The organism is Pseudomonas laurentiana, assembly GCF_014648275.1.
GTDB lineage: Bacteria > Pseudomonadota > Gammaproteobacteria > Pseudomonadales > Pseudomonadaceae > Aquipseudomonas > Aquipseudomonas laurentiana.
On the sequence record NZ_BMQU01000001.1, the window covers coordinates 272,945 to 291,550 of the forward strand.

The 18,606-nt window shown below is 60.3% G+C and carries 15 protein-coding genes; 10 read left to right on the forward strand and 5 right to left on the reverse strand.

Features of this window, described 5'->3' with window-relative positions; translation table 11 throughout:
* Window positions 1-55 precede the first annotated feature (55 nt).
* The 3 genes from gcvT (at window position 56) to gcvP (ending at window position 4,523) form a co-directional block, all read left to right on the forward strand.
* A complete protein-coding gene (gene gcvT / locus IE038_RS01345; RefSeq protein ID WP_163932015.1) occupies window positions 56-1,138 on the forward strand; it encodes a glycine cleavage system aminomethyltransferase GcvT in 1,083 nt (360 codons plus the stop codon).
* A gap of 45 nt (window positions 1,139-1,183) precedes the next feature.
* Entirely contained in the window at window positions 1,184-1,567 is a 384-nt protein-coding gene (gene gcvH / locus IE038_RS01350; protein ID WP_163932012.1) for a glycine cleavage system protein GcvH, read from the forward strand.
* An 82-nt stretch (window positions 1,568-1,649) separates the two neighbouring features.
* The gene (gcvP, locus tag IE038_RS01355) at window positions 1,650-4,523 is read left to right on the forward strand and encodes an aminomethyl-transferring glycine dehydrogenase (protein WP_189394987.1); all 2,874 of its coding nucleotides are present in this window, start codon (window positions 1,650-1,652) and stop codon (window positions 4,521-4,523) included.
* A gap of 116 nt (window positions 4,524-4,639) precedes the next feature.
* Here gcvP and IE038_RS01360 read toward each other — a convergent pair whose 3' ends face one another.
* The 3 genes from IE038_RS01360 to IE038_RS01370 all read right to left on the reverse strand — a co-directional run bounded on the left by IE038_RS01360 (window position 4,640) and on the right by IE038_RS01370 (window position 7,242).
* Window positions 4,640-4,957, reverse strand: coding sequence for a DUF2388 domain-containing protein (locus IE038_RS01360; RefSeq protein WP_189394988.1), 318 nt, complete (start codon window positions 4,955-4,957; stop codon window positions 4,640-4,642).
* A gap of 97 nt (window positions 4,958-5,054) precedes the next feature.
* Window positions 5,055-6,803 carry a type IV pilus assembly ATPase TfpB gene (tfpB, locus tag IE038_RS01365; protein ID WP_189394989.1) on the reverse strand — a complete coding sequence of 583 codons (1,749 nt, stop codon included), beginning with the start codon at window positions 6,801-6,803 and terminating at the stop codon, window positions 5,055-5,057.
* Window positions 6,804-6,894: 91 nt separating this feature from the next.
* Window positions 6,895-7,242, reverse strand: a complete 348-nt coding sequence (locus IE038_RS01370) for an ACT-like domain-containing protein (protein WP_163932006.1) — start codon at window positions 7,240-7,242, stop codon at window positions 6,895-6,897.
* 126 nt (window positions 7,243-7,368) lie between these two features.
* On the opposite strand from IE038_RS01370, the gene IE038_RS01375 reads away from it, so the two are divergent.
* Window positions 7,369-7,836 carry an Lrp/AsnC family transcriptional regulator gene (locus IE038_RS01375; protein ID WP_163932003.1) on the forward strand — a complete coding sequence of 156 codons (468 nt, stop codon included), beginning with the start codon at window positions 7,369-7,371 and terminating at the stop codon, window positions 7,834-7,836.
* A gap of 3 nt (window positions 7,837-7,839) precedes the next feature.
* Here the strand turns inward: IE038_RS01375 and IE038_RS01380 are convergent, their stop codons facing one another.
* Window positions 7,840-9,207: a CYTH domain-containing protein gene (locus IE038_RS01380; RefSeq protein ID WP_189394990.1), complete on the reverse strand. Its 1,368-nt coding sequence runs from the start codon at window positions 9,205-9,207 to the stop codon at window positions 7,840-7,842.
* Window positions 9,208-9,334: 127 nt separating this feature from the next.
* On the opposite strand from IE038_RS01380, the gene argE reads away from it, so the two are divergent.
* The gene (argE, locus tag IE038_RS01385) at window positions 9,335-10,492 is read left to right on the forward strand and encodes an acetylornithine deacetylase (RefSeq protein WP_163933605.1); all 1,158 of its coding nucleotides are present in this window, start codon (window positions 9,335-9,337) and stop codon (window positions 10,490-10,492) included.
* A gap of 114 nt (window positions 10,493-10,606) precedes the next feature.
* A complete protein-coding gene (gene argA / locus IE038_RS01390) occupies window positions 10,607-11,905 on the forward strand; it encodes an amino-acid N-acetyltransferase (protein WP_163933602.1) in 1,299 nt (432 codons plus the stop codon).
* Between the two features lie 101 nt (window positions 11,906-12,006).
* Here argA and IE038_RS01395 read toward each other — a convergent pair whose 3' ends face one another.
* Window positions 12,007-13,383, reverse strand: a complete 1,377-nt coding sequence (locus IE038_RS01395) for a glutamine synthetase family protein (protein WP_163933599.1) — start codon at window positions 13,381-13,383, stop codon at window positions 12,007-12,009.
* A 277-nt stretch (window positions 13,384-13,660) separates the two neighbouring features.
* Between IE038_RS01395 and IE038_RS01400 the strand changes: the two genes are divergently transcribed.
* From IE038_RS01400 to IE038_RS01415, 4 genes are all read left to right on the forward strand, one after another.
* A complete protein-coding gene (locus IE038_RS01400) occupies window positions 13,661-14,437 on the forward strand; it encodes a gamma-glutamyl-gamma-aminobutyrate hydrolase family protein (RefSeq protein ID WP_163933596.1) in 777 nt (258 codons plus the stop codon).
* Window positions 14,438-14,476: 39 nt separating this feature from the next.
* Window positions 14,477-15,835 (forward strand): glutamine synthetase family protein, encoded by a 1,359-nt coding sequence (locus IE038_RS01405; RefSeq protein WP_189394991.1) that lies wholly within the window; start codon window positions 14,477-14,479, stop codon window positions 15,833-15,835.
* A 47-nt stretch (window positions 15,836-15,882) separates the two neighbouring features.
* Window positions 15,883-17,244 carry an aspartate aminotransferase family protein gene (locus IE038_RS01410; RefSeq protein ID WP_163933593.1) on the forward strand — a complete coding sequence of 454 codons (1,362 nt, stop codon included), beginning with the start codon at window positions 15,883-15,885 and terminating at the stop codon, window positions 17,242-17,244.
* A 169-nt stretch (window positions 17,245-17,413) separates the two neighbouring features.
* Window positions 17,414-18,511: a polyamine ABC transporter substrate-binding protein gene (locus tag IE038_RS01415; protein ID WP_189394992.1), complete on the forward strand. Its 1,098-nt coding sequence runs from the start codon at window positions 17,414-17,416 to the stop codon at window positions 18,509-18,511.
* The last annotated feature ends 95 nt before the right edge of the window (window positions 18,512-18,606 follow it).

Here is an 18,606-nt window from a genome sequence, read left to right on the forward strand (position 1 = left end):
TCGGTAGCTGCATGGCTGCCGGTCGTAGCCTCGCCACGCGCGGAAGGAGAAACCCATGGGACAGCGTACGCCTCTTTATGACCTGCATTTGGCGCTCGGCGCCAAGATGGTCGATTTTGGCGGTTGGGACATGCCCCTGCATTATGGCTCGCAAGTCGAGGAGCACCATCAAGTGCGCCGCGACTGCGGGGTGTTCGATGTATCTCACATGACCGTGATTGATATCGGCGGCGCTCAGGCAGCGGCGTGGCTGCAGTATCTGCTGGCCAACGATATCGAGCGCCTGAGCGCTCCGGGCAAAGCCCTGTACAGCACGCTGCTCAACGAGCAGGGTGGGGTGATCGACGACATGATCGTCTACCGCTGTGATGACGGCTATCGTCTGGTGGTCAACGCCGCGACCCGCGACAAGGACCTGGCCTGGCTGCAAGCGCGCCGGGTTGGCTTCGACGTGAGTATCCAGGAGCACCCGGAGTTGGCGATCCTGGCGGTCCAGGGGCCTCACGCCCGCGAAAGGGTTGCTGACCTGGTGACTGCGTCACGTGCGGCATTGATTCGCGAGCTCAAGCCATTCGAGGGCTTTGTCGACGGCGACTGGTTCATCGCCCGTACCGGTTATACCGGTGAGGATGGCCTGGAAATCATGCTCCCTGCCGTTCAGGCGCCGGGGTTCTTCAACGACCTGGTCGGTGCCGGTATTGCCCCGAGCGGGCTGGGTGCGCGGGATACCTTGCGTCTTGAAGCCGGTATGAACCTCTATGGCCAGGATATCGACGAAGCGCATTCTCCGCTGACCTCGAACCTTGCCTGGAGCGTTGCCTGGGAACCGGCAACGCGTGACTTCATCGGTCGTGCGGCCCTTGAGGCCGAACGTGATGCCGGGCCTCAGCTCAAGTTGGTCGGGTTGGTGCTGGAGGAGCGCGGGGTATTACGCGCCCATCAGGTCGTGCGTATCAGCGAAGTTGGCGAAGGGGAGATCACCAGTGGTAGTTTCTCCCCTACGCTGAGCAAATCGATTGCTCTGGCACGTGTGCCCATGGCCACTGCCGATCGTGCTGAAGTAGAAATCCGTGGTCGCTGGTACCCGGTACGGGTGGTCAAGCCAACGTTTGTGCGGCATGGCAAGATTCTGATCTGAACTTATTCTGGCGGGCCGACCGCTGACCTTATCGAGGACAACAATATGAGCGATATCCCTGCCGAACTGCGTTTTGCCGAAAGCCATGAGTGGGCACGTCTGGAAGCTGACGGTAGTGTCACTGTCGGCATCAGTGACCACGCTCAGGAAGCCTTGGGCGATGTAGTCTTTGTTGAGTTGACGGAAGTGGGCATGGTGTTTGCCGCTGGCGACACCGCTGGTGTGGTCGAGTCGGTCAAGGCCGCTTCGGATATCTACGCCCCGATCAGCGGCGAAGTCATCGCGGTCAACGAAGACCTGAGCGACAGCCCAGAGTCGCTGAACAGCGACCCGTATGGCGCCTGGATCTTCAAGCTGAAGCCAAGCAACCCGGCTGAACTGGACAAGTTGCTCGACGCGGCGGGCTATAAAGCAGCCATCGGCGAATAGTTTTCCGACACAAGCGGCAATCTCTTCCTAGACTCAATATGCCTCGGCTGGTCGAGGTTTGGTCTAGGAAGAGAGAGCCGCTATGTCCCAGTCGCCGTCCCTGAGCCAACTGTACGACGCCAATCCATTCCTGCGTCGCCACCTGGGGCCTGACCTCAGCGAGCAGCAGGCCATGCTCCAAGCCCTTGGCCTGGGCAGCCGTATCGAGCTGATCGAACAGACGGTCCCCCCCGGCATTCGCCTGAACCGTGCCCTCGACTTGCCGCCCGCCCTCGATGAAGAGGCCGCGCTGGCGAAGTTGCGTGGCTACGCTGAGCAGAACCAGGTCTGGACCAGCCTTATCGGCATGGGCTACCACGGTACCCTCACGCCAACGGTGATCCTGCGTAACGTCCTGGAAAATCCTGGTTGGTACACGGCCTATACGCCGTATCAGCCCGAAATCGCCCAGGGACGACTCGAGGCGTTGCTGAATTTCCAGCAGATGATCATCGACCTGAGCGGATTGGATCTGGCCAACGCCTCGCTCCTTGATGAAGCCACCGCCGCGGCTGAAGCAATGGCCCTGGCCCGACGCGTTGCCAAGTCGAAGAGCAATGTGTTTTTTGCCGATGAACACTGCCATCCACAAACCCTCTCGGTGTTGCAGACCCGCGCCGATGGTTTTGGCTTTGAACTGGTCATCGACGCTGTGGATAACCTCGCCAAGTACTCGGTGTTCGGTGCCTTGTTGCAGTACCCCGATACCCATGGCGAAGTGCGCGACCTGAGGCCGTTCATCGAACAGTTGCATGCGCAGCAGGCACTGGCGTGTGTCGCCGCCGACCTGCTGAGCCTGGTGCTGTTGGCGCCGCCGGGTGAGTTGGGGGCTGATGTGGTGTTGGGCTCTACCCAGCGCTTTGGCGTGCCGATGGGGTATGGCGGGCCGCATGCGGCCTATTTCGCTTGCCGTGACGAGTTCAAGCGGGCAATGCCGGGGCGAATAATCGGCGTGTCCAAGGACGCTCGCGGCAACCTCGCGCTGCGCATGGCGCTGCAGACCCGCGAGCAACACATTCGCCGGGAGAAGGCTAACTCGAACATTTGCACGGCGCAGGTGCTGCTGGCCAATATTGCCGGTTTCTATGCGGTCTATCACGGGCCGGAAGGCCTGAAGCGGATTGCCCAGCGGGTGCATCGTTTGACCTTTATCCTGGCTGCCGGGCTGGAGAGCAAGGGCATCAAACGGCTCAATGAGCATTTTTTCGACACCCTGACCCTGGAAGTGGGGGGCAGCCAGACGGCAATCATTCAGAGCGCCGAGGCGGCGCAGATCAACCTGCGGATTCTGGGGCGCGGTCAGCTTGGCGTCAGCCTTGATGAAACCTGCAGCGAAGCCACAGTGTTGCGGCTGTTCGATATCTTCCTGGGGGCCGACCATGGCCTGGACATCGCGACCCTTGATACGCATGCCTTGCCCGAGGGGATACCTGCAGCGCTGGTGCGTCGCTCAGCCTACCTGACGCACCCGGTGTTTAACCTGCACCACAGCGAAACCGAGATGTTGCGCTACCTCAAACAGCTGGAGAACAAGGACCTGGCGCTGAACCAGTCGATGATTCCACTGGGCTCTTGCACCATGAAACTCAATGCCAGCAGCGAGATGATCCCCATTACCTGGCCGGGTTTTGCACAGCTGCACCCCTTTGCGCCGGCAGCACAGGCGCAGGGCTACAAGGCCATGATCGATGAGCTTGAGGGCTGGCTCTGCGCGATTACCGGCTTCGACGCGGTCTGCATGCAGCCCAACTCCGGTGCCCAGGGTGAATATGCCGGGTTGATGGCGATTGCCAAGTACCACCGCAGTCGTCAGCAGGGCCAGCGTGATATCTGTCTGATTCCGGCCTCGGCCCATGGCACCAACCCTGCGTCGGCACAAATGGCCGGTATGCAGGTCGTCATCGTTGAGTGTGACAAGGATGGCAACGTCGACCTGGCCGACCTCAAGGCCAAAGCCAAAGCGGCAGGTCATCGGCTGTCCTGCCTGATGGCAACGTATCCCTCGACCCACGGCGTGTATGAAGAGGGCATCGTCGAGATCTGCGAAGTTATCCACAGCCATGGTGGTCAGGTGTACATGGATGGCGCCAACCTCAATGCCCAGGTTGGCCTGGCCCGGCCTGCGGATATCGGTGCCGATGTTTCGCACATGAACCTGCACAAGACGTTCTGCATACCCCATGGCGGCGGAGGCCCGGGGATGGGGCCGATTGGTGTCCGGGCGCACTTGGCGCCCTTTGTCGCCAGTCACCCGGTGGTACCGGTGCCAGGGCCGGATCCGAAGAACACGGCAGTCAGCGCCGCGCCCTGGGGGAGCGCCAGTATCCTGCCAATCAGTTGGATGTATATCGCAATGATGGGGCCGCAATTGGCGGACGCCAGCGAGGTGGCGATTCTTTGTGCGAACTACCTGGCTCAGCAATTGGGTGGGGCATTCCCCGTGCTCTATCGCGGTCGCAACGAGCGGGTGGCGCACGAGTGTATTCTTGACCTGCGGCCCTTGAAGGCGTTGACCGGCATTACCGAGGAGGATGTCGCCAAACGGCTGATGGATTACGGTTTCCATGCCCCGACCATGTCCTTTCCGGTGCCCGGCACGTTGATGGTCGAGCCGACGGAGAGTGAGTCAAAGGCGGAGCTGGATCGGTTTGTCGAGGCGATGTTGAGCATTCGCGCGGAAATTGCCGAAGTACAGAATGGCAACTGGCCGGCTGAAGACAACCCGCTTAAAGGTGCGCCGCACACCCTGGCGGATGTTATCGGCATATGGGAGCGGCCATACAGCATCGCTCAAGCGGTGACGCCCAGCGCGCATGCCCGTATGCACAAGTACTGGCCGGCGGTGAACCGGGTCGACAACGTGTATGGCGACCGCAACCTGTTCTGCGCGTGCGTACCGGTAGAGGATTACCGCTGAAGGGCAGGTTGGGGCGCCAGTGAGGTCGCGGTGTTTGTATCGCGGGCAAGCCCGCTCCCACTGGGCTGCTGTTCATCTTGTGGGAGCCGGGCTTGCCTGCGAGGTTTTTCTGCGGGTTACTCGCTAGCGCCGGCGTTTTTCGCCAGGATGGCGTTGGCCAGGTCCATGTCGCTGGCGTCCAGCCCAGGGTTGTCGGCCCGCACTTTCTGAATGGCCGCTTCGAGGTAAGGGCCGCGGATGCTGCCTTCGCTGGCGACGAAGCTGCCCGCGTCGTCTTGAGCGGCAACGATCAGCTTATGATCCCTGAACGTCAGGTAGGTAGAGGCGGTGGTTGCACCCGAGGAAATAACGTCGCGCCAGAAGGTGTCGGCCATGGCTGCGCCGAAGGGTAGAGACAGTAATGCAAGTGTTGCTACAGCACGCTTGAAGCGCATGGTGGGTGACTCCAACATTGGGGGTGATCTAACAATTTGATCTTGTCACCCCCCGGCAAGTTCCCTGGTCTTCAACGGGCCGATGAACGTCGCGCGCTCAGGGTGCGACCCTGGCCACTTCCCCCATTGTGGTAAGACCGGCGGCGACCTTTTGCGCCCCGTTCAGCCGCAGGCTGCGCATCCCTTCGCTGAGTGCCTGACGACGTAATGTCAGGGCGTCGCTGTCGGCACAGATCAAGGGTTTGAGCGATTCGCTCAATGGCAGCAGTTCATGGATGCCGGTACGCCCCCGATAACCGGTGTGTCGGCAAGCCGGGCACCCCATTGGCTGCTTGGCCTCAGTGGGTAACGGCCACTGCTGGGGCTGGATCAGGGCGTGCCAGTCCTGTTCCGGCAAGGCTGTCGGTACTTTGCATGCGGGGCAGAGCGTACGGATCAAGCGTTGGGCCATCACCCCGATCAGCGTTGCGCGGATCAGGTAGTGCGCAATGCCCAACTCGAGCAAACGACCAATCGCAGCACACGCATCGTTGGTGTGCAGGGTGGACAGCACCAGGTGACCGGTCAGGGCCGCCTGGATGGCCATTTGTGCGGTCTCAAGATCACGTATCTCCCCGATCATGATGATGTCCGGGTCCTGGCGCAGTAATGCGCGCACGCCATTGGCGAAACACAGGTCAATGGCCGGGTCGACCTGCATCTGATTGAACGCTGGCTCGACCATTTCGATCGGGTCTTCGAGGGTGCAGAGGTTGACCTCCGGTGTCGCCAGTTGCTTCAGGCTGGCATACAAGGTGCTCGTCTTGCCGGAGCCGGTTGGCCCGGTGACCAGGACTATTCCGTGGTTATGTCCCAGCATGCGTTGCCAGCACGCCAGGTCATCGCCGACCAGACCCAACTGCTGAAAATCCCGTTGCAGCAGCTCAGGATCGAAAATTCGCAGCACCAGCTTTTCACCGAAGGTGGTCGGCAGGGTGGACAGGCGTATTTCCACCTCGCTACCGGCAGGTGTACGGGTTTTCAGCCGGCCGTCCTGCGGGCGGCGTTTTTCTGCGACATTCATGCGTCCCAGGCTTTTCAGCCGGCTTACAGCCGCCAGGGTCACCCAAGGTGGAAACCGGTAGGCCTCGTGCAGCACGCCATCGATACGAAAGCGCACGCAACCCTGCTCGCGGCGAGGTTCGATATGGATATCGCTGGCGCGTTGCTCGAAGGCGTACTGCAGCAGCCAATCGACAATGCTCACAATGTGCGTGTCGTTGGCGTCGGCCTCCTGATCGAGGCTGCCAAGGTCGAGCAGGTGTTCGATGCTGGTGGCGGCAGGCCGGGCGATTTCCAGTTGGCAGGCGTTGGTGACCGAGCGGGCCACGTTGAAGAACTCCCGGCTCAGGTTACGAATGCGTTCAGGGCTGGCGACGACCCGCTTGATCTGCCGTTTGAGGACCTGGGCCAGATCGCTTTCCCAGCCGCGTACAAAGGGTTGCGCGCTGGCCACCGTCACGCTGTCGGCATCTACCGCGACGGCGAGTATGCCGTGGCGCTGGGCAAACGCGGCGGACATCAGGGCGGTGACATGGGCCACGTCGATGCGCATCGGATCAAGGCACAGGTAGGGTTGGCCCGCATCGGCAGCCAGCCATTGGCATAGCCCTTCCAGCTCCAGTACCTGGCCAGGGTTTCGCGCGTCCGGCAGCTTGCGGCAGGCGATGACCTCCAGCGGATGTGCCGGGTCGCCGGCTGCAGGCACAACACGGCTGGCGTCGTCGGGGTTGATCACTTTTTGTGCAATCAGTGCATCCAGCAGGGTGACAAGGTCGAGCGGGCGATCCTCGGTGAGCGTTGGCACGGTGCCTCCTTGCAGGTTGGTTAATGCCTGCCAAGGCTAGTCGGGGCCGGGCGCGATGGGGTGGCGCAAGGTTTTCCAGGTATGTCGCGGCTTAGCGGGCGAGCCGTGGTTCAAAGGTGCTGGCCGTTGGCAGGCAAGGTTCGAGCTGTACCTCGACCACACTGATCAGGTTGCGCATTTTTTGCCCAATGAGTTCAGCGCGATGCCAGCTCAAGCCGCCGATCTGTACCTCGATGTGCATCAGTTCATCCGCGTGCTGCACGTGTACCTGCTGAGGCACCAGGAACTGCAATGCGAACAGATTGAGGATACGGCACAGGCTGTCCGGCTCGGCTTCTGCCTGCAATCGGTACTGAACCCGGGTGTGCGGGGCATTGGCGGCCCAGGCGTCGGTCCGCAGCGGAGTGACGGGGTGGTCCAGCCGTTCGAGTGCACTCATGGCGTTCTCCAGAATTGATGGAGAAGATTTTTGCATGATAGGCCGGGTATTTTTTCTCTATGATCTGCGTTTATCACGGCTAATCGAATTGAATTATTCGCTGTTTAGGCATTTGGAGAAAATAGTATGCAAAGCGAGTTGGATGCCTATGACCGGCGCATCCTGGCCCTGCTGCAGGAGGATGCTTCGCTATCCAGTGCACAGATTGCCGAGCGTGTGGGGCTGTCGCAGTCGCCGTGCTGGCGACGCATACAGCGGCTGAAGGAGGAGGGGATCATTCGCGGGCAGGTGACCCTGCTGGACCGCAAGAAAATCGGCCTGAACACTCAGATTTTTGCCGAGGTCAAACTCAACGCCCACGGGCGTTCGAACTTCACGGAGTTTACCGAGCAGATTCGCGGTTTCCCTGAAGTGCTGGAGTGTTACGTGCTGATGGGCGCCGTGGATTTTCTCTTGCGCATTGTCACCCCGGACATCGAAGCCTACGAACGGTTCTTCTTCGAAAAGCTGTCGATGGTCCCGGGGATCCAGGAGGTCAACTCGATCGTGGCCTTGTCTGAAATCAAGTCCACGACGAGTCTGCCGGTGCTCTGAGGCTTACTTGCGCAGCAGGTACTTCCAGGCGCGGCTTTGGAACACGGCAATGGCCTGTTGTACCCGGGCGTCCAGTGCTTCGTCATTGATGGGCTGATGGGCCAGGTGTTGCAGCTTGTTCAGCTCGCCGTACAGACGGTCGACTTCTGGTACTTCGAGTACGTTGCGGGCATGGTGTAGCCAGGCCAGCAGGCGCTCGATGCGCGGCAGTTGCTCAGCCAGGTCTTCAGGCTGCTGCTGGTAGCGCGGCAGTTGCAGGGCCTGGGCTTCCTCGGCCAGCAGGTGGGTCAGCCAGTTACCCAGTTGCGCGGCGCCCTGACGGTTGCCACGGTTGTTGCGTTCGACCGTCCAGGCACGGGCCAGCAGCCAGCGCGAGGTGTCCAGTGAGAACTGGCCCCAGCGGGTTTCCAGCAGCTCTTCAGCGAACTGTTCCGGCGCGGCACGACGTACGTCTTCGTCTTCCATGCCGGCCTGCACCAGTGGCTTCCAGTCTTCCAGCAGGGCGTCGAGGCTGTTGCGCAACTCGCGGGTGCTGGCGCGTGGCGCAGCCTGGCCCAGGCTGCTGGCCAGGGCGCGCAGCTCGGTCAGGTTCTCGACCCAATCCTGCAGCAGGCGCCAGTGGCCATTGAAGCGGTACTGCTCGGCCAGTCGCTGGCTGCTGCCCAGCAACTGCCAGCCCAGCGCGGCGAAGGCGTCGTCCAGGGGCATTTCGGCGTTCAATTCCGCCGCGGGCAGGCTCAGGTCATAGCTGGCCGGGTCGAGCAGGCGATAGCCGCGCTCGGCCTTGCTGATATCACAGGGCATCATCGGCAGGCTGGCGGCGAGTTCGGCTGCCAGTTCCAGCAGGGCTTCGGCTGGGCCTTCACGCAGTTCCAGCTCCAGTTCGCAGATCTCTTCGTGCTGCTTGCCAACGATGACCTTGCCCAGGTCCAGGGCTGCTTCGATGACGACCTTGGTCTTGCCACGGCCCCAGGCAATTTCCGCGTATTCACGGGTGAAGTCGGTGCTGAACAGCGGCTTGATGGTTTTCTTGTCGACCTCGGCCAGTTGCTCTGGCCAGCACTGCGCGTCGAGTTTTTTCAGGTCCAGCTTGGTTTTTTCCAGGTGCCATTCGTATTCATGGCGCTCGGACAAACCGGCAACGCTTTGACCACGGGTCTTGAGGGTCTGGATGATGACCTCGCCATCGCGGCGCAAGCGCAGGGCCACCTTGGCCGCAGCCAGGTCGCGCTCAGGCGTGTCGAAGTACTGGTTGAGCAGCTCGCGCTGCTGCCAGCCGGACTTGTTGCGCTTCTTCAGCAATGGGTGTTCGCGCAGGGCAGCGAGTGTATCGCGGCTGACCCGCAGTTTGATTTCGGTTTCTTTATGCATTGCTGGGCAATCCGGCGTCGGATGACAGGGGGCGTCTTGGCCGTGCAGTGTACAGGAGTCAGCCGCAGACGGTTTATTCCAGATGCCCGATGGCCCTATGATGAGGTCCGACCCGAGGAGAATCCGCATGCCGTTGCCGCCGCTCAAAGACCAGTTTGCCGCGCTGATTGCCGCACCCTCGGTCAGTTGCACTCAAGTCGCGCTGGATCAGTCCAACCGTGCGGTGATTGACCTGCTCGCCGGCTGGCTGGGCGACCTTGGTTTTACCTGTGAGATCCAGCAGGTCAACCCCGGTAAATTCAACCTGCTGGCCAGCTACGGCAGCGGCCCGGGCGGGCTGGTGCTGGCCGGGCACAGCGACACCGTGCCGTTCGACCCGCAACTGTGGCAGACCGACCCGCTGAAGCTGACCGAGGTCGACGGGCGCTGGGTGGGGTTGGGCAGCTGTGACATGAAGGGCTTCTTTGCATTGATCATTGAAGCGGTGCGCACCCTGCTAGACCAACCCTTCAAGCAACCCCTGCTGATTCTTGCGACCTGCGACGAGGAAAGCTCGATGTCCGGGGCTCGGGCGTTGGCGGCGGCGGGTCGGCCTTTGGGGCGTGCGGCGGTGATTGGTGAGCCCACCGGGCTGCGACCCATTCGCCTGCACAAGGGTGTGATGATGGAGCGCATCGATATTCTCGGGCGCAGTGGTCATTCATCGGATCCGCGCCTGGGCCATAGCGCCCTGGAAGCCATGCACGAAGTGATGGGTGAATTGATGGGCTTGCGTCGGCAATGGCAGCGTGAGTTCAACAACGCGCAGTTCAGTGTTCCTCAGCCAACCCTGAACTTTGGCTGTATTCACGGTGGTGATAACCCCAACCGTATTTGCGGCCAATGTGCGCTGGAGTTCGACCTGCGGCCGTTGCCTGGCATGGACCCGGAAGCGCTGCGTGCCGCCATTCGCGGCAAGCTTCAGCCGTTGGCCGAGCGTCATCAGGTGCGTATCGACTATGCGCCGTTGTTCCCTGAGGTGCCGCCGTTTGAGCAGGCAGCTGACGCCGAACTGGTGCGTCTGGCCGAACGTCTTACCGGTCATACCGCTGAAGCAGTAGCCTTTGGCACCGAAGCGCCTTATCTTCAGCGCCTGGGGTGCGAGACCCTGGTGCTCGGCCCCGGCGACATCGCCTGTGCGCATCAGCCGGGCGAGTACCTCGAAATGTCACGCTTGCAGCCTACCGTGCGTCTATTGCGTGAGTTGATCGAACATTATTGCCTCAGCCCGGCTGTTGCCCACTGAGCCTGACCGTATTTTTCAAGGAGAGCGCGCGTGACGCCAAGCCTGTTCCGACGATAACCCTTCGAGCGCTGTGTGCTGTTTCGTATTTGTTCAATTTTTATACAGGCTCTGGTTATGCACGATTACGTCAACTGGCTGCGTCACGCTTCGCCTTACATCAACGCTCACCGCGACTGCACGTTTGTTGTCATGCTTCCCGGTGATGGGGTTGAACACCCTAATTTTGGCAACATCGTCCACGACCTGGTGCTGTTGCACAGCCTGGGCGTGCGCCTGGTGCTGGTGCACGGTTCGCGCCCACAGATCGAAAGCCGCCTGGCCGCACGTGGCCTTACCCCGCATTACCACCGTGGCATGCGCATCACTGATGCGGCGACCCTGGAATGCGTGATCGATGCGGTGGGGCATCTGCGGATCGCCATCGAGGCGCGCTTGTCGATGGACATGGCGGCTTCGCCGATGCAAGGCTCCCGCCTGCGGGTAGCGGCAGGCAATCTGGTCACTGCACGGCCCATCGGGGTGGTGGAAGGTATCGACTATCACCACACTGGCGAAGTACGCCGGGTCGACCGCAAAGGTATCAACCGGCTGCTCGACGAGCGCTCGATCGTACTGCTGTCGCCGCTGGGCTACTCGCCAACCGGCGAAATTTTCAACCTGGCCTGTGAAGACGTGGCGACCCGTGCCGCCATTGACCTGGGTGCTGATAAATTGCTCTTGTTCGGCGCCGAACGCGGCTTGATCGACGAGCATGGCAACCTGGTACGCGAGCTTCGCCCACAGCAGGTGCCGGCGCATCTGCAGCGGCTGGGCAGCGATTACCAGGGCGAATTGCTGGATGCTGCTGCCGAGGCATGCCGTGGCGGTGTGGCGCGCAGCCATATCGTCAGTTATGCCGAAGACGGTGCCTTGCTGACAGAGCTGTTCACCCGTGACGGTGGCGGCACACTGGTTGCTCAGGAGCAGTTTGAAAAGGTCCGTGAGGCAGCCATCGAGGATGTCGGCGGCTTGCTGGAGCTGATCAGCCCGCTGGAGGAACAGGGGATTCTGGTGCGCCGTTCGCGCGAAGTGCTGGAGCGTGAAATCGAGCAGTTCAGTGTGGTTGAGCGCGAGGGCATGATCATCGCCTGCGCGGCCCTTTATCCGATTGCCGATTCCGATGCGGGTGAACTGGCGTGCCTGGCGGTCAATCCTGAATACCGTCATGGCGGTCGCGGTGATGAACTGCTCGAGCGCATTGAGACGCGCGCGCGGGCAATGGGCTTGAAGACCCTGTTCGTGCTGACGACCCGCACTGCACACTGGTTCCGTGAGCGCGGTTTCTCTCCGAGCGGCGTTGAGCGCCTGCCGGCAGCGCGGGCGTCGCTGTATAACTTCCAGCGTAACTCGAAGATCTTCGAGAAGGCCCTCTGAGGCTATCGCCTCCAAGGCTGGCGCTAGTGGTGTCGCAGGCGCATAAAAAAACGCCGTCGACCCAGTGGGACGACGGCGTTTTTCATTGCAGCGCAAACCGCTTACACGGTGTGCAGGTACCAGTTGTACTCGAGGTCGGAGATCGAATGTTCGAACTCTTCCAGCTCACTTTCCTTGCACGCGACAAAGATGTCGATGTACTTCGGATCGATGTACTTGGCCATGATCTCGCTGTCGTCCAGCTCGCGCAGTGCATCGCGCAGGTTGTTCGGCAGGCTTTGCTCGTTCTGCTCGTAGGAGTTGCCTTCCACTGGCGCGCCTGGCTCGACCTTGTTGGTCAGGCCATGGTGTACGCCCGCCAGGACCGCTGCCATCAGCAGGTACGGGTTGGCGTCGGCACCGGCAACGCGGTGTTCGAGGCGCACGGCATCGGAGCTACCGGTTGGCACGCGCAGCGCAACGGTACGGTTGTCCAGGCCCCAGCTTGGCGAGTTCGGTACATAGAACTGCGCACCAAAGCGGCGGTACGAGTTTACGTTCGGGCACAGGAACGCCATCGACGCGGGTAGGGTCTCGAGCACACCGCCGATCGCGTGACGCAGTGCGGCGTTCTGCTCGGGATCCTCACTGGCGAAGATGTTTTTGCCATCTTTATCCAGTACGGAAATATGGACGTGCAGACCGTTACCCGCCTGGCCTGGATAAGGCTTGGCCATGAAGGTGGTGTCCATCTCATGGTCGTAGGCGATGTTCTTGATCAGCCGTTTGAGCAGTACCGCATAGTCACAGGCCTTGAGCGGGTCGGCGACGTGGTGCAGGTTCACTTCGAACTGCGCCGGGGCACTTTCCTTGACGATCGCATCGGCAGGGATGCCCTGTTCCTTGGCCCCTTCGAGGATGTCCTGGAGGCAGTCGACATACTCGTCGAGGTCGTCGATCAGGTACACCTGAGTCGAAATCGGGCGTTTGCCGGAGATTGGCGAGCGCGGCGGTTGAGGGCGGCCATTCACGTTCTCCTGATCGATCAGGTAGAACTCCAGTTCGAAGGCGGCGCAGATGGTCAGGCCCAGTTCATCGAATTTGCTTACGACTTGACGCAGGACTTCCCGAGGGTCGGCGAAGAACGGCTCACCTTCCAGCTCGTGCATGGTCATCAGCAGCTGCGCGGTAGGGCGCTTCTGCCAGGGTTCGTTGGAGAGAGAGCCCGGGATCGGATAGCAGATCCGGTCGGCGTCGCCGATATCCAGGCCCAGGCCGGTGCTTTCCACCGTAGAGCCGTTGATGTCCAGGGCAAAGAGTGAGGCCGGCAGGTTGATGCCTTTCTCGTAAACCTTGTGGAGGCTGGTGCGTTCGATGCGTTTACCACGCACCACACCATTCATATCCGCAATCAGAAGGTCAACGTACAGAACCTCAGGATGTTCCTTAAGGAACGCGTTCGCTTCGTTAAGCTGAACGGCACGCGGGGGTACCGACATGATGCAACACCTTTGTTGTTAAATATATCAATCAATGGGGGCTTGCAGCTCCAGTCAATCCGAAAGCCACCCTTAAGTCAAGCTGACCCAATGATGCCCTAAAACGGCGCCTGAGCGGCACTTTTGCTGCAATTGAGGGCGCCGATAGCCCGTCCATCGGGTAAATCAGGGTGATGCTCAGCAGGCCGTGTTCTATTTTTTACGGGGGTGTTGTGTAAAAAAATGAACAACGCTAAGCTCGAACGTAACCCATAACAGCAATAATACCGGGGGTTACATGTCTCGCATGCCGACAATCGGCGTGACCGCCTGCACCAAGCAGATCGGTCTGCATGCTTTCCACATCAGTGGCGACAAGTACGTGCGCGCAGTTGCAGTGGCGGCCAAAGGCTTGCCATTGATTCTGCCGTCGCTGGCGGAACTGCTCGACCCGGCTGAAATAATTGACGGCCTGGACGGGCTGCTCTTTACCGGCTCCCCCTCAAATATCGAACCTCATCACTATCAGGGGCCGGCCGATGGCCCGGACACCCCTCACGATCCTCAGCGTGATCACACCACACTGCCGTTGTTGCGTGCGGCGGTTGCCGCTGGCGTACCCGTACTGGGCATCTGCCGTGGTTTCCAGGAACTGAACGTGGCATTTGGCGGCAGCCTGCACCAGAAGGTTCATGAAGCCGGAACCTTCATGGATCACCGTGAACCGTCAAACGAACCGGTCGAAGTCCAGTATGCCCCAAGCCACACCCTGTGGGTTCAACCGGGGGGTGTGCTGGCCAGCCTGGGCCTTGCATCCGAAATCCAGGTCAACTCCATCCACGGGCAGGGTATTGCGCGTTTGGCGCCAGGTTTTCGGATCGAGGCAGTAGCCCCGGACGGTCTTATTGAAGCGGTCTCAATTGAAGGTAGCACGGCTTTTGCCTTGGGGGTGCAGTGGCATCCAGAATGGCAGGTGATGTCCAATCCGGACTATCTGGCCATTTTCCGGGCGTTTGGCGATGCCTGCCGGAAACGGGCCATTCAGCGCGCCGCCGGTGCGGCACCGCGCGCCTGACGCCACCTTAATAGAAGCAGGTTACCTTCAGAGGTATTTATGAGTACCAATCTCGACCAGCTCACCGATTGGTTGAAAGAGCACAAGATCACTGAAGTCGAATGTTTGATCAGCGACCTCACCGGGATTACCCGCGGCAAGATCTCGCCTACCAACAAGTTCATTGCCGAGAAAGGCATGCGCTTGCCTGAGAGCGTTCTGCTGCAGACGGTGACCGGCGATTATGTCGATGACGACATCTATTACGAACTGCTTGATCCGGCCGACATCGACATGATCTGCCGTCCCGACGAGAACGCCGTGTTCCTCGTCCCGTGGGCCATCGAGCCCACTGCGCAGGTGATTCACGACACCTATGACAAGCACGGCAACCCGGTTGAGTTGTCGCCGCGCAACGTCCTGAAAAAGGTGCTCAAGCTGTATGCCGACAAAGGCTGGCAGCCGATTGTCGCGCCAGAGATGGAGTTCTACCTGACCAAGCGTTGCGAAGACCCGGACTTTCCGTTGCAACCTCCGGTTGGTCGTTCCGGTCGCCCGGAAACCGGTCGCCAGTCGTTCTCCATCGAAGCGGCCAACGAATTCGATCCGCTGTTCGAGGACGTCTACGACTGGTGCGAACTGCAGAACCTGGACCTCGACACGCTGATCCACGAAGACGGCACGGCACAGATGGAAATCAACTTCCGTCACGGTGATGCCTTGTCGCTGGCCGACCAGATCCTGGTGTTCAAGCGCACCATGCGTGAGGCCGCGCTCAAGCACAATGTCGCCGCCACCTTCATGGCCAAGCCGATGACGGGTGAGCCGGGCAGCGCAATGCACCTGCATCAGAGCGTGGTGGATGTGCAGACCGGCAAGAACATCTTCTCCAATGACGACGGCAGTATGAGCGACCTGTTCCTCTACCACGTCGGCGGTCTGCAGAAGTTCATTCCCGAGCTGCTGCCGCTGTTCGCACCCAACGTCAATTCATTCCGGCGTTTCCTGCCCGATACCTCGGCACCGGTGAACGTCGAGTGGGGCGAGGAAAACCGCACGGTCGGTCTGCGCGTCCCGGATGCCACTCCGCAGCATCGCCGCGTCGAAAACCGTTTGCCGGGCGCCGACGCCAACCCGTACCTGGCGATCGCAGCCAGCCTGCTCTGCGGCTACATCGGCATGGTGGAACACATCAACGCCAGTGCGCCGGTTCAGGGGCGCGGTTATGAACGACGCAACTTGCGCTTGCCCTTGACCATCGAGGATGCGCTGGAACGGATGGAAAACTGTCGGGCCCTGGATAAGTACCTGGGCAAGAAATTCATCACAGGCTACGTAGCGACCAAGCGCGCCGAGCATGAAAACTTCAAACGCGTGATCAGCTCTTGGGAACGAGAGTTCCTGCTGTTCGCGGTCTGATCAACCCGGGGCCGCAGGAGCGCGGCCGCCAGCAATCGGAGAAGCACATGAGCGTCAAGAACCCGCAAACCCGTGAATGGCAAGCCTTGAGCGGCGAGCACCACCTGGCCCCTTTCAGCGACTATAAACAGCTGAAGGAGAAGGGCCCGCGCATTATTACCAAGGCCAAAGGTGTGTACTTGTGGGACAGCGAGGGCAACAAGATCCTCGATGGCATGGCCGGGCTGTGGTGTGTAGCGGTTGGCTACGGTCGTGAAGAGCTGGTGAAAGCGGCGAGCGATCAGATGCGTGAACTGCCGTACTACAACCTGTTCTTCCAGACCGCTCACCCACCGGCGCTGGAGTTGGCCAAAGCCATTTCCGACGTTGCTCCGGCGGGCATGAGCCATGTGTTCTTCACCGGTTCCGGTTCTGAAGGCAACGACACCGTGCTGCGTATGGTGCGCCATTACTGGGCGCTCAAAGGCAAGCCGCAGAAGAAGGTGATCATCGGTCGCGTTAACGGCTACCACGGTTCCACCGTGGCCGGCGCCAGCCTGGGCGGCATGGCCTTCATGCACGAACAGGGCGACCTGCCTATTCCGGGCATCGTGCACATTCCGCAGCCTTACTGGTTCGGTGAGGGCGGCGACATGACCCCGGACGAGTTTGGTGTCTGGGCGGCCGAACAGTTGGAGAAAAAGATCCTCGAAGTGGGAGAGGAAAACGTTGCGGCGTTCATCGCCGAGCCGATCCAAGGGGCTGGTGGGGTGATCATTCCACCAGAAACCTACTGGCCGAAGGTCAAGGAAATCCTTGCCAAGTACGAAATTCTTTTCGTCGCCGACGAAGTGATCTGTGGCTTTGGTCGTACCGGTGAGTGGTTCGGTTCCGATTATTACGACCTCAAGCCCGACCTGATGACCATCGCCAAGGGCCTGACCTCCGGCTACATCCCAATGGGTGGCGTCATCGTGCGTGACGAAGTGGCCCGCGTGGTCACCGAAGGCGGCGACTTCAACCACGGCTTCACCTACTCAGGCCACCCGGTGGCAGCAGCAGTGGGTCTGGAAAACCTGCGAATCCTGCGTGATGAGAAGGTCATCAAGCATGTTCATGAGGAAACGGCACCGTATTTGCAAAAGCGTCTACGCGAGCTAAACGATCACCCGCTGGTGGGCGAAGTGCGTGGCTTGGGAATGCTCGGTGCGATCGAGCTGGTCAAGGACAAAGCAACCCGTGCGCGTTATGAAGGCAAGGGGGTAGGCATGATCTGCCGGCAGTTCTGCTTCGACAACGGCCTGATCATGCGCGCAGTGGGCGACACCATGATCATTGCACCGCCATTGGTGATTACTCGCGAAGAGATCGATGAACTGGTGGAAAAGGCACGCAAATGCCTGGACCTGACCTATGAGGCGATCCAGTAAGCCTGCTGCTAGGCTAGCGTTGTGACATTAAGGGGGATTCGGGGCTGCTCTTTCCTTGAAAGAGCGCCTTGTAACTTGCCAGACTAGCGACTGTTTCAGTCGCCTGGCGCTTGCGCCGAAGGCCCCGGCTGCTGAACAGATGGTCAAAAAAAATTCTGGAGCATTACGCATGAAGAAATTGGGCAAGACGCTGTTGGCAATGTCCCTGATGGGGGCAATGGCCAGTGCTGTTCAGGCAGAAGACAAGACACTGCACGTGTATAACTGGTCTGATTACATTGCGGCAGACACCATCGCCAAGTTCGAAAAGCAGTCGGGCATCAAGGTCGTCTACGACGTTTTCGACAGCAACGAAACGCTGGAAGCCAAGTTGCTGGCCGGCAAGTCCGGTTACGACGTGGTCGTACCTTCGAACAACTTCCTGGCCAAGCAGATCAAGGCCGGGGTTTACCAGGAGCTGGACAAGTCCAAGCTGCCGAACTGGAAGAACCTCGATACTGACCTGCTCAATGCCGTTGGCAATGCCAGCGACAAGGGCAACACGCACGCCTTCCCGTACATGTGGGGCACCATCGGCATCGGCTACAACCCGGAGAAGGTCAAGGCTGCGCTGGGCGTCGACAAGATCGATTCCTGGGACGTGGTGCTCAAGCCGGAGAACATCGCCAAGCTCAAGAGCTGCGGCGTGAGCTTCCTCGATTCGCCAACCGAGATGATTCCGGTGGCGTTGCACTACCTCGGCTACCCGACCGACTCGCAGGACAAGAAGCAGCTGGCTGAAGCCGAAGCGCTGTTCCTGAAGATCCGTCCTTCGATCGCCTACTTCCATTCCTCCAAGTACATCTCGGACTTGGCCAACGGCAACATCTGCGTCGCCGTGGGTTACTCGGGTGACCTGGAGCAGTCCAAGTCGCGTGCTCATGAGGCGGGTGACAAGGTCAAGATCAGCTACGCCATTCCGAAGGAAGGCGCCGGCAGCTTCTATGACATGGTCGCGATTCCAAAGGATGCCGAGAACCTCGACGCAGCCTATCAGTTCATGAACTTCCTGATGCAGCCGGAAATCATGGCCGAGATCACCAACGCCGTACGTTTCCCGAACGGCAACAAAGCGGCAACGCCGCTGGTGGACAAGGACATCTCTGGCGATCCGAGCATTTATCCGTCGGATGAAGTGAAGGCCAAGCTGTATGCAATCAGTGACCTGCCGCCGGCTACCCAGCGGATCCTGACGCGCAGCTGGACCAAGATCAAGTCGGGCAAATAAGCCTGGGTTGACCCGATGAGTGCTGCCCGGAAGCTCTAGGGCAGCACTTTCGCGGGACGTGAGTACAAATTTTTTTTGCCGGTTGGGTGTATCGA

What these genes read in the sequence shown, in the direction of transcription:
- IE038_RS01395 (WP_163933599.1), bottom strand. Translation starts at nt 13,383, where the DNA reads ATGTCGGTACCCCCGCGTGCCGTTCAGCTTAACGAAGCGAACGCGTTC.
- IE038_RS01380 (WP_189394990.1), bottom strand. Translation starts at nt 9,207, where the DNA reads ATGCATAAAGAAACCGAAATCAAACTGCGGGTCAGCCGCGATACACTC.
- argE (WP_163933605.1), top strand. Translation starts at nt 9,335, where the DNA reads ATGCCGTTGCCGCCGCTCAAAGACCAGTTTGCCGCGCTGATTGCCGCA.
- IE038_RS01370 (WP_163932006.1), bottom strand. Translation starts at nt 7,242, where the DNA reads ATGAGTGCACTCGAACGGCTGGACCACCCCGTCACTCCGCTGCGGACC.
- IE038_RS01415 (WP_189394992.1), top strand. Translation starts at nt 17,414, where the DNA reads ATGAAGAAATTGGGCAAGACGCTGTTGGCAATGTCCCTGATGGGGGCA.
- argA (WP_163933602.1), top strand. Translation starts at nt 10,607, where the DNA reads ATGCACGATTACGTCAACTGGCTGCGTCACGCTTCGCCTTACATCAAC.
- gcvP (WP_189394987.1), top strand. Translation starts at nt 1,650, where the DNA reads ATGTCCCAGTCGCCGTCCCTGAGCCAACTGTACGACGCCAATCCATTC.
- IE038_RS01400 (WP_163933596.1), top strand. Translation starts at nt 13,661, where the DNA reads ATGTCTCGCATGCCGACAATCGGCGTGACCGCCTGCACCAAGCAGATC.
- IE038_RS01360 (WP_189394988.1), bottom strand. Translation starts at nt 4,957, where the DNA reads ATGCGCTTCAAGCGTGCTGTAGCAACACTTGCATTACTGTCTCTACCC.
- IE038_RS01405 (WP_189394991.1), top strand. Translation starts at nt 14,477, where the DNA reads ATGAGTACCAATCTCGACCAGCTCACCGATTGGTTGAAAGAGCACAAG.
- gcvH (WP_163932012.1), top strand. Translation starts at nt 1,184, where the DNA reads ATGAGCGATATCCCTGCCGAACTGCGTTTTGCCGAAAGCCATGAGTGG.
- IE038_RS01410 (WP_163933593.1), top strand. Translation starts at nt 15,883, where the DNA reads ATGAGCGTCAAGAACCCGCAAACCCGTGAATGGCAAGCCTTGAGCGGC.
- IE038_RS01375 (WP_163932003.1), top strand. Translation starts at nt 7,369, where the DNA reads ATGCAAAGCGAGTTGGATGCCTATGACCGGCGCATCCTGGCCCTGCTG.
- gcvT (WP_163932015.1), top strand. Translation starts at nt 56, where the DNA reads ATGGGACAGCGTACGCCTCTTTATGACCTGCATTTGGCGCTCGGCGCC.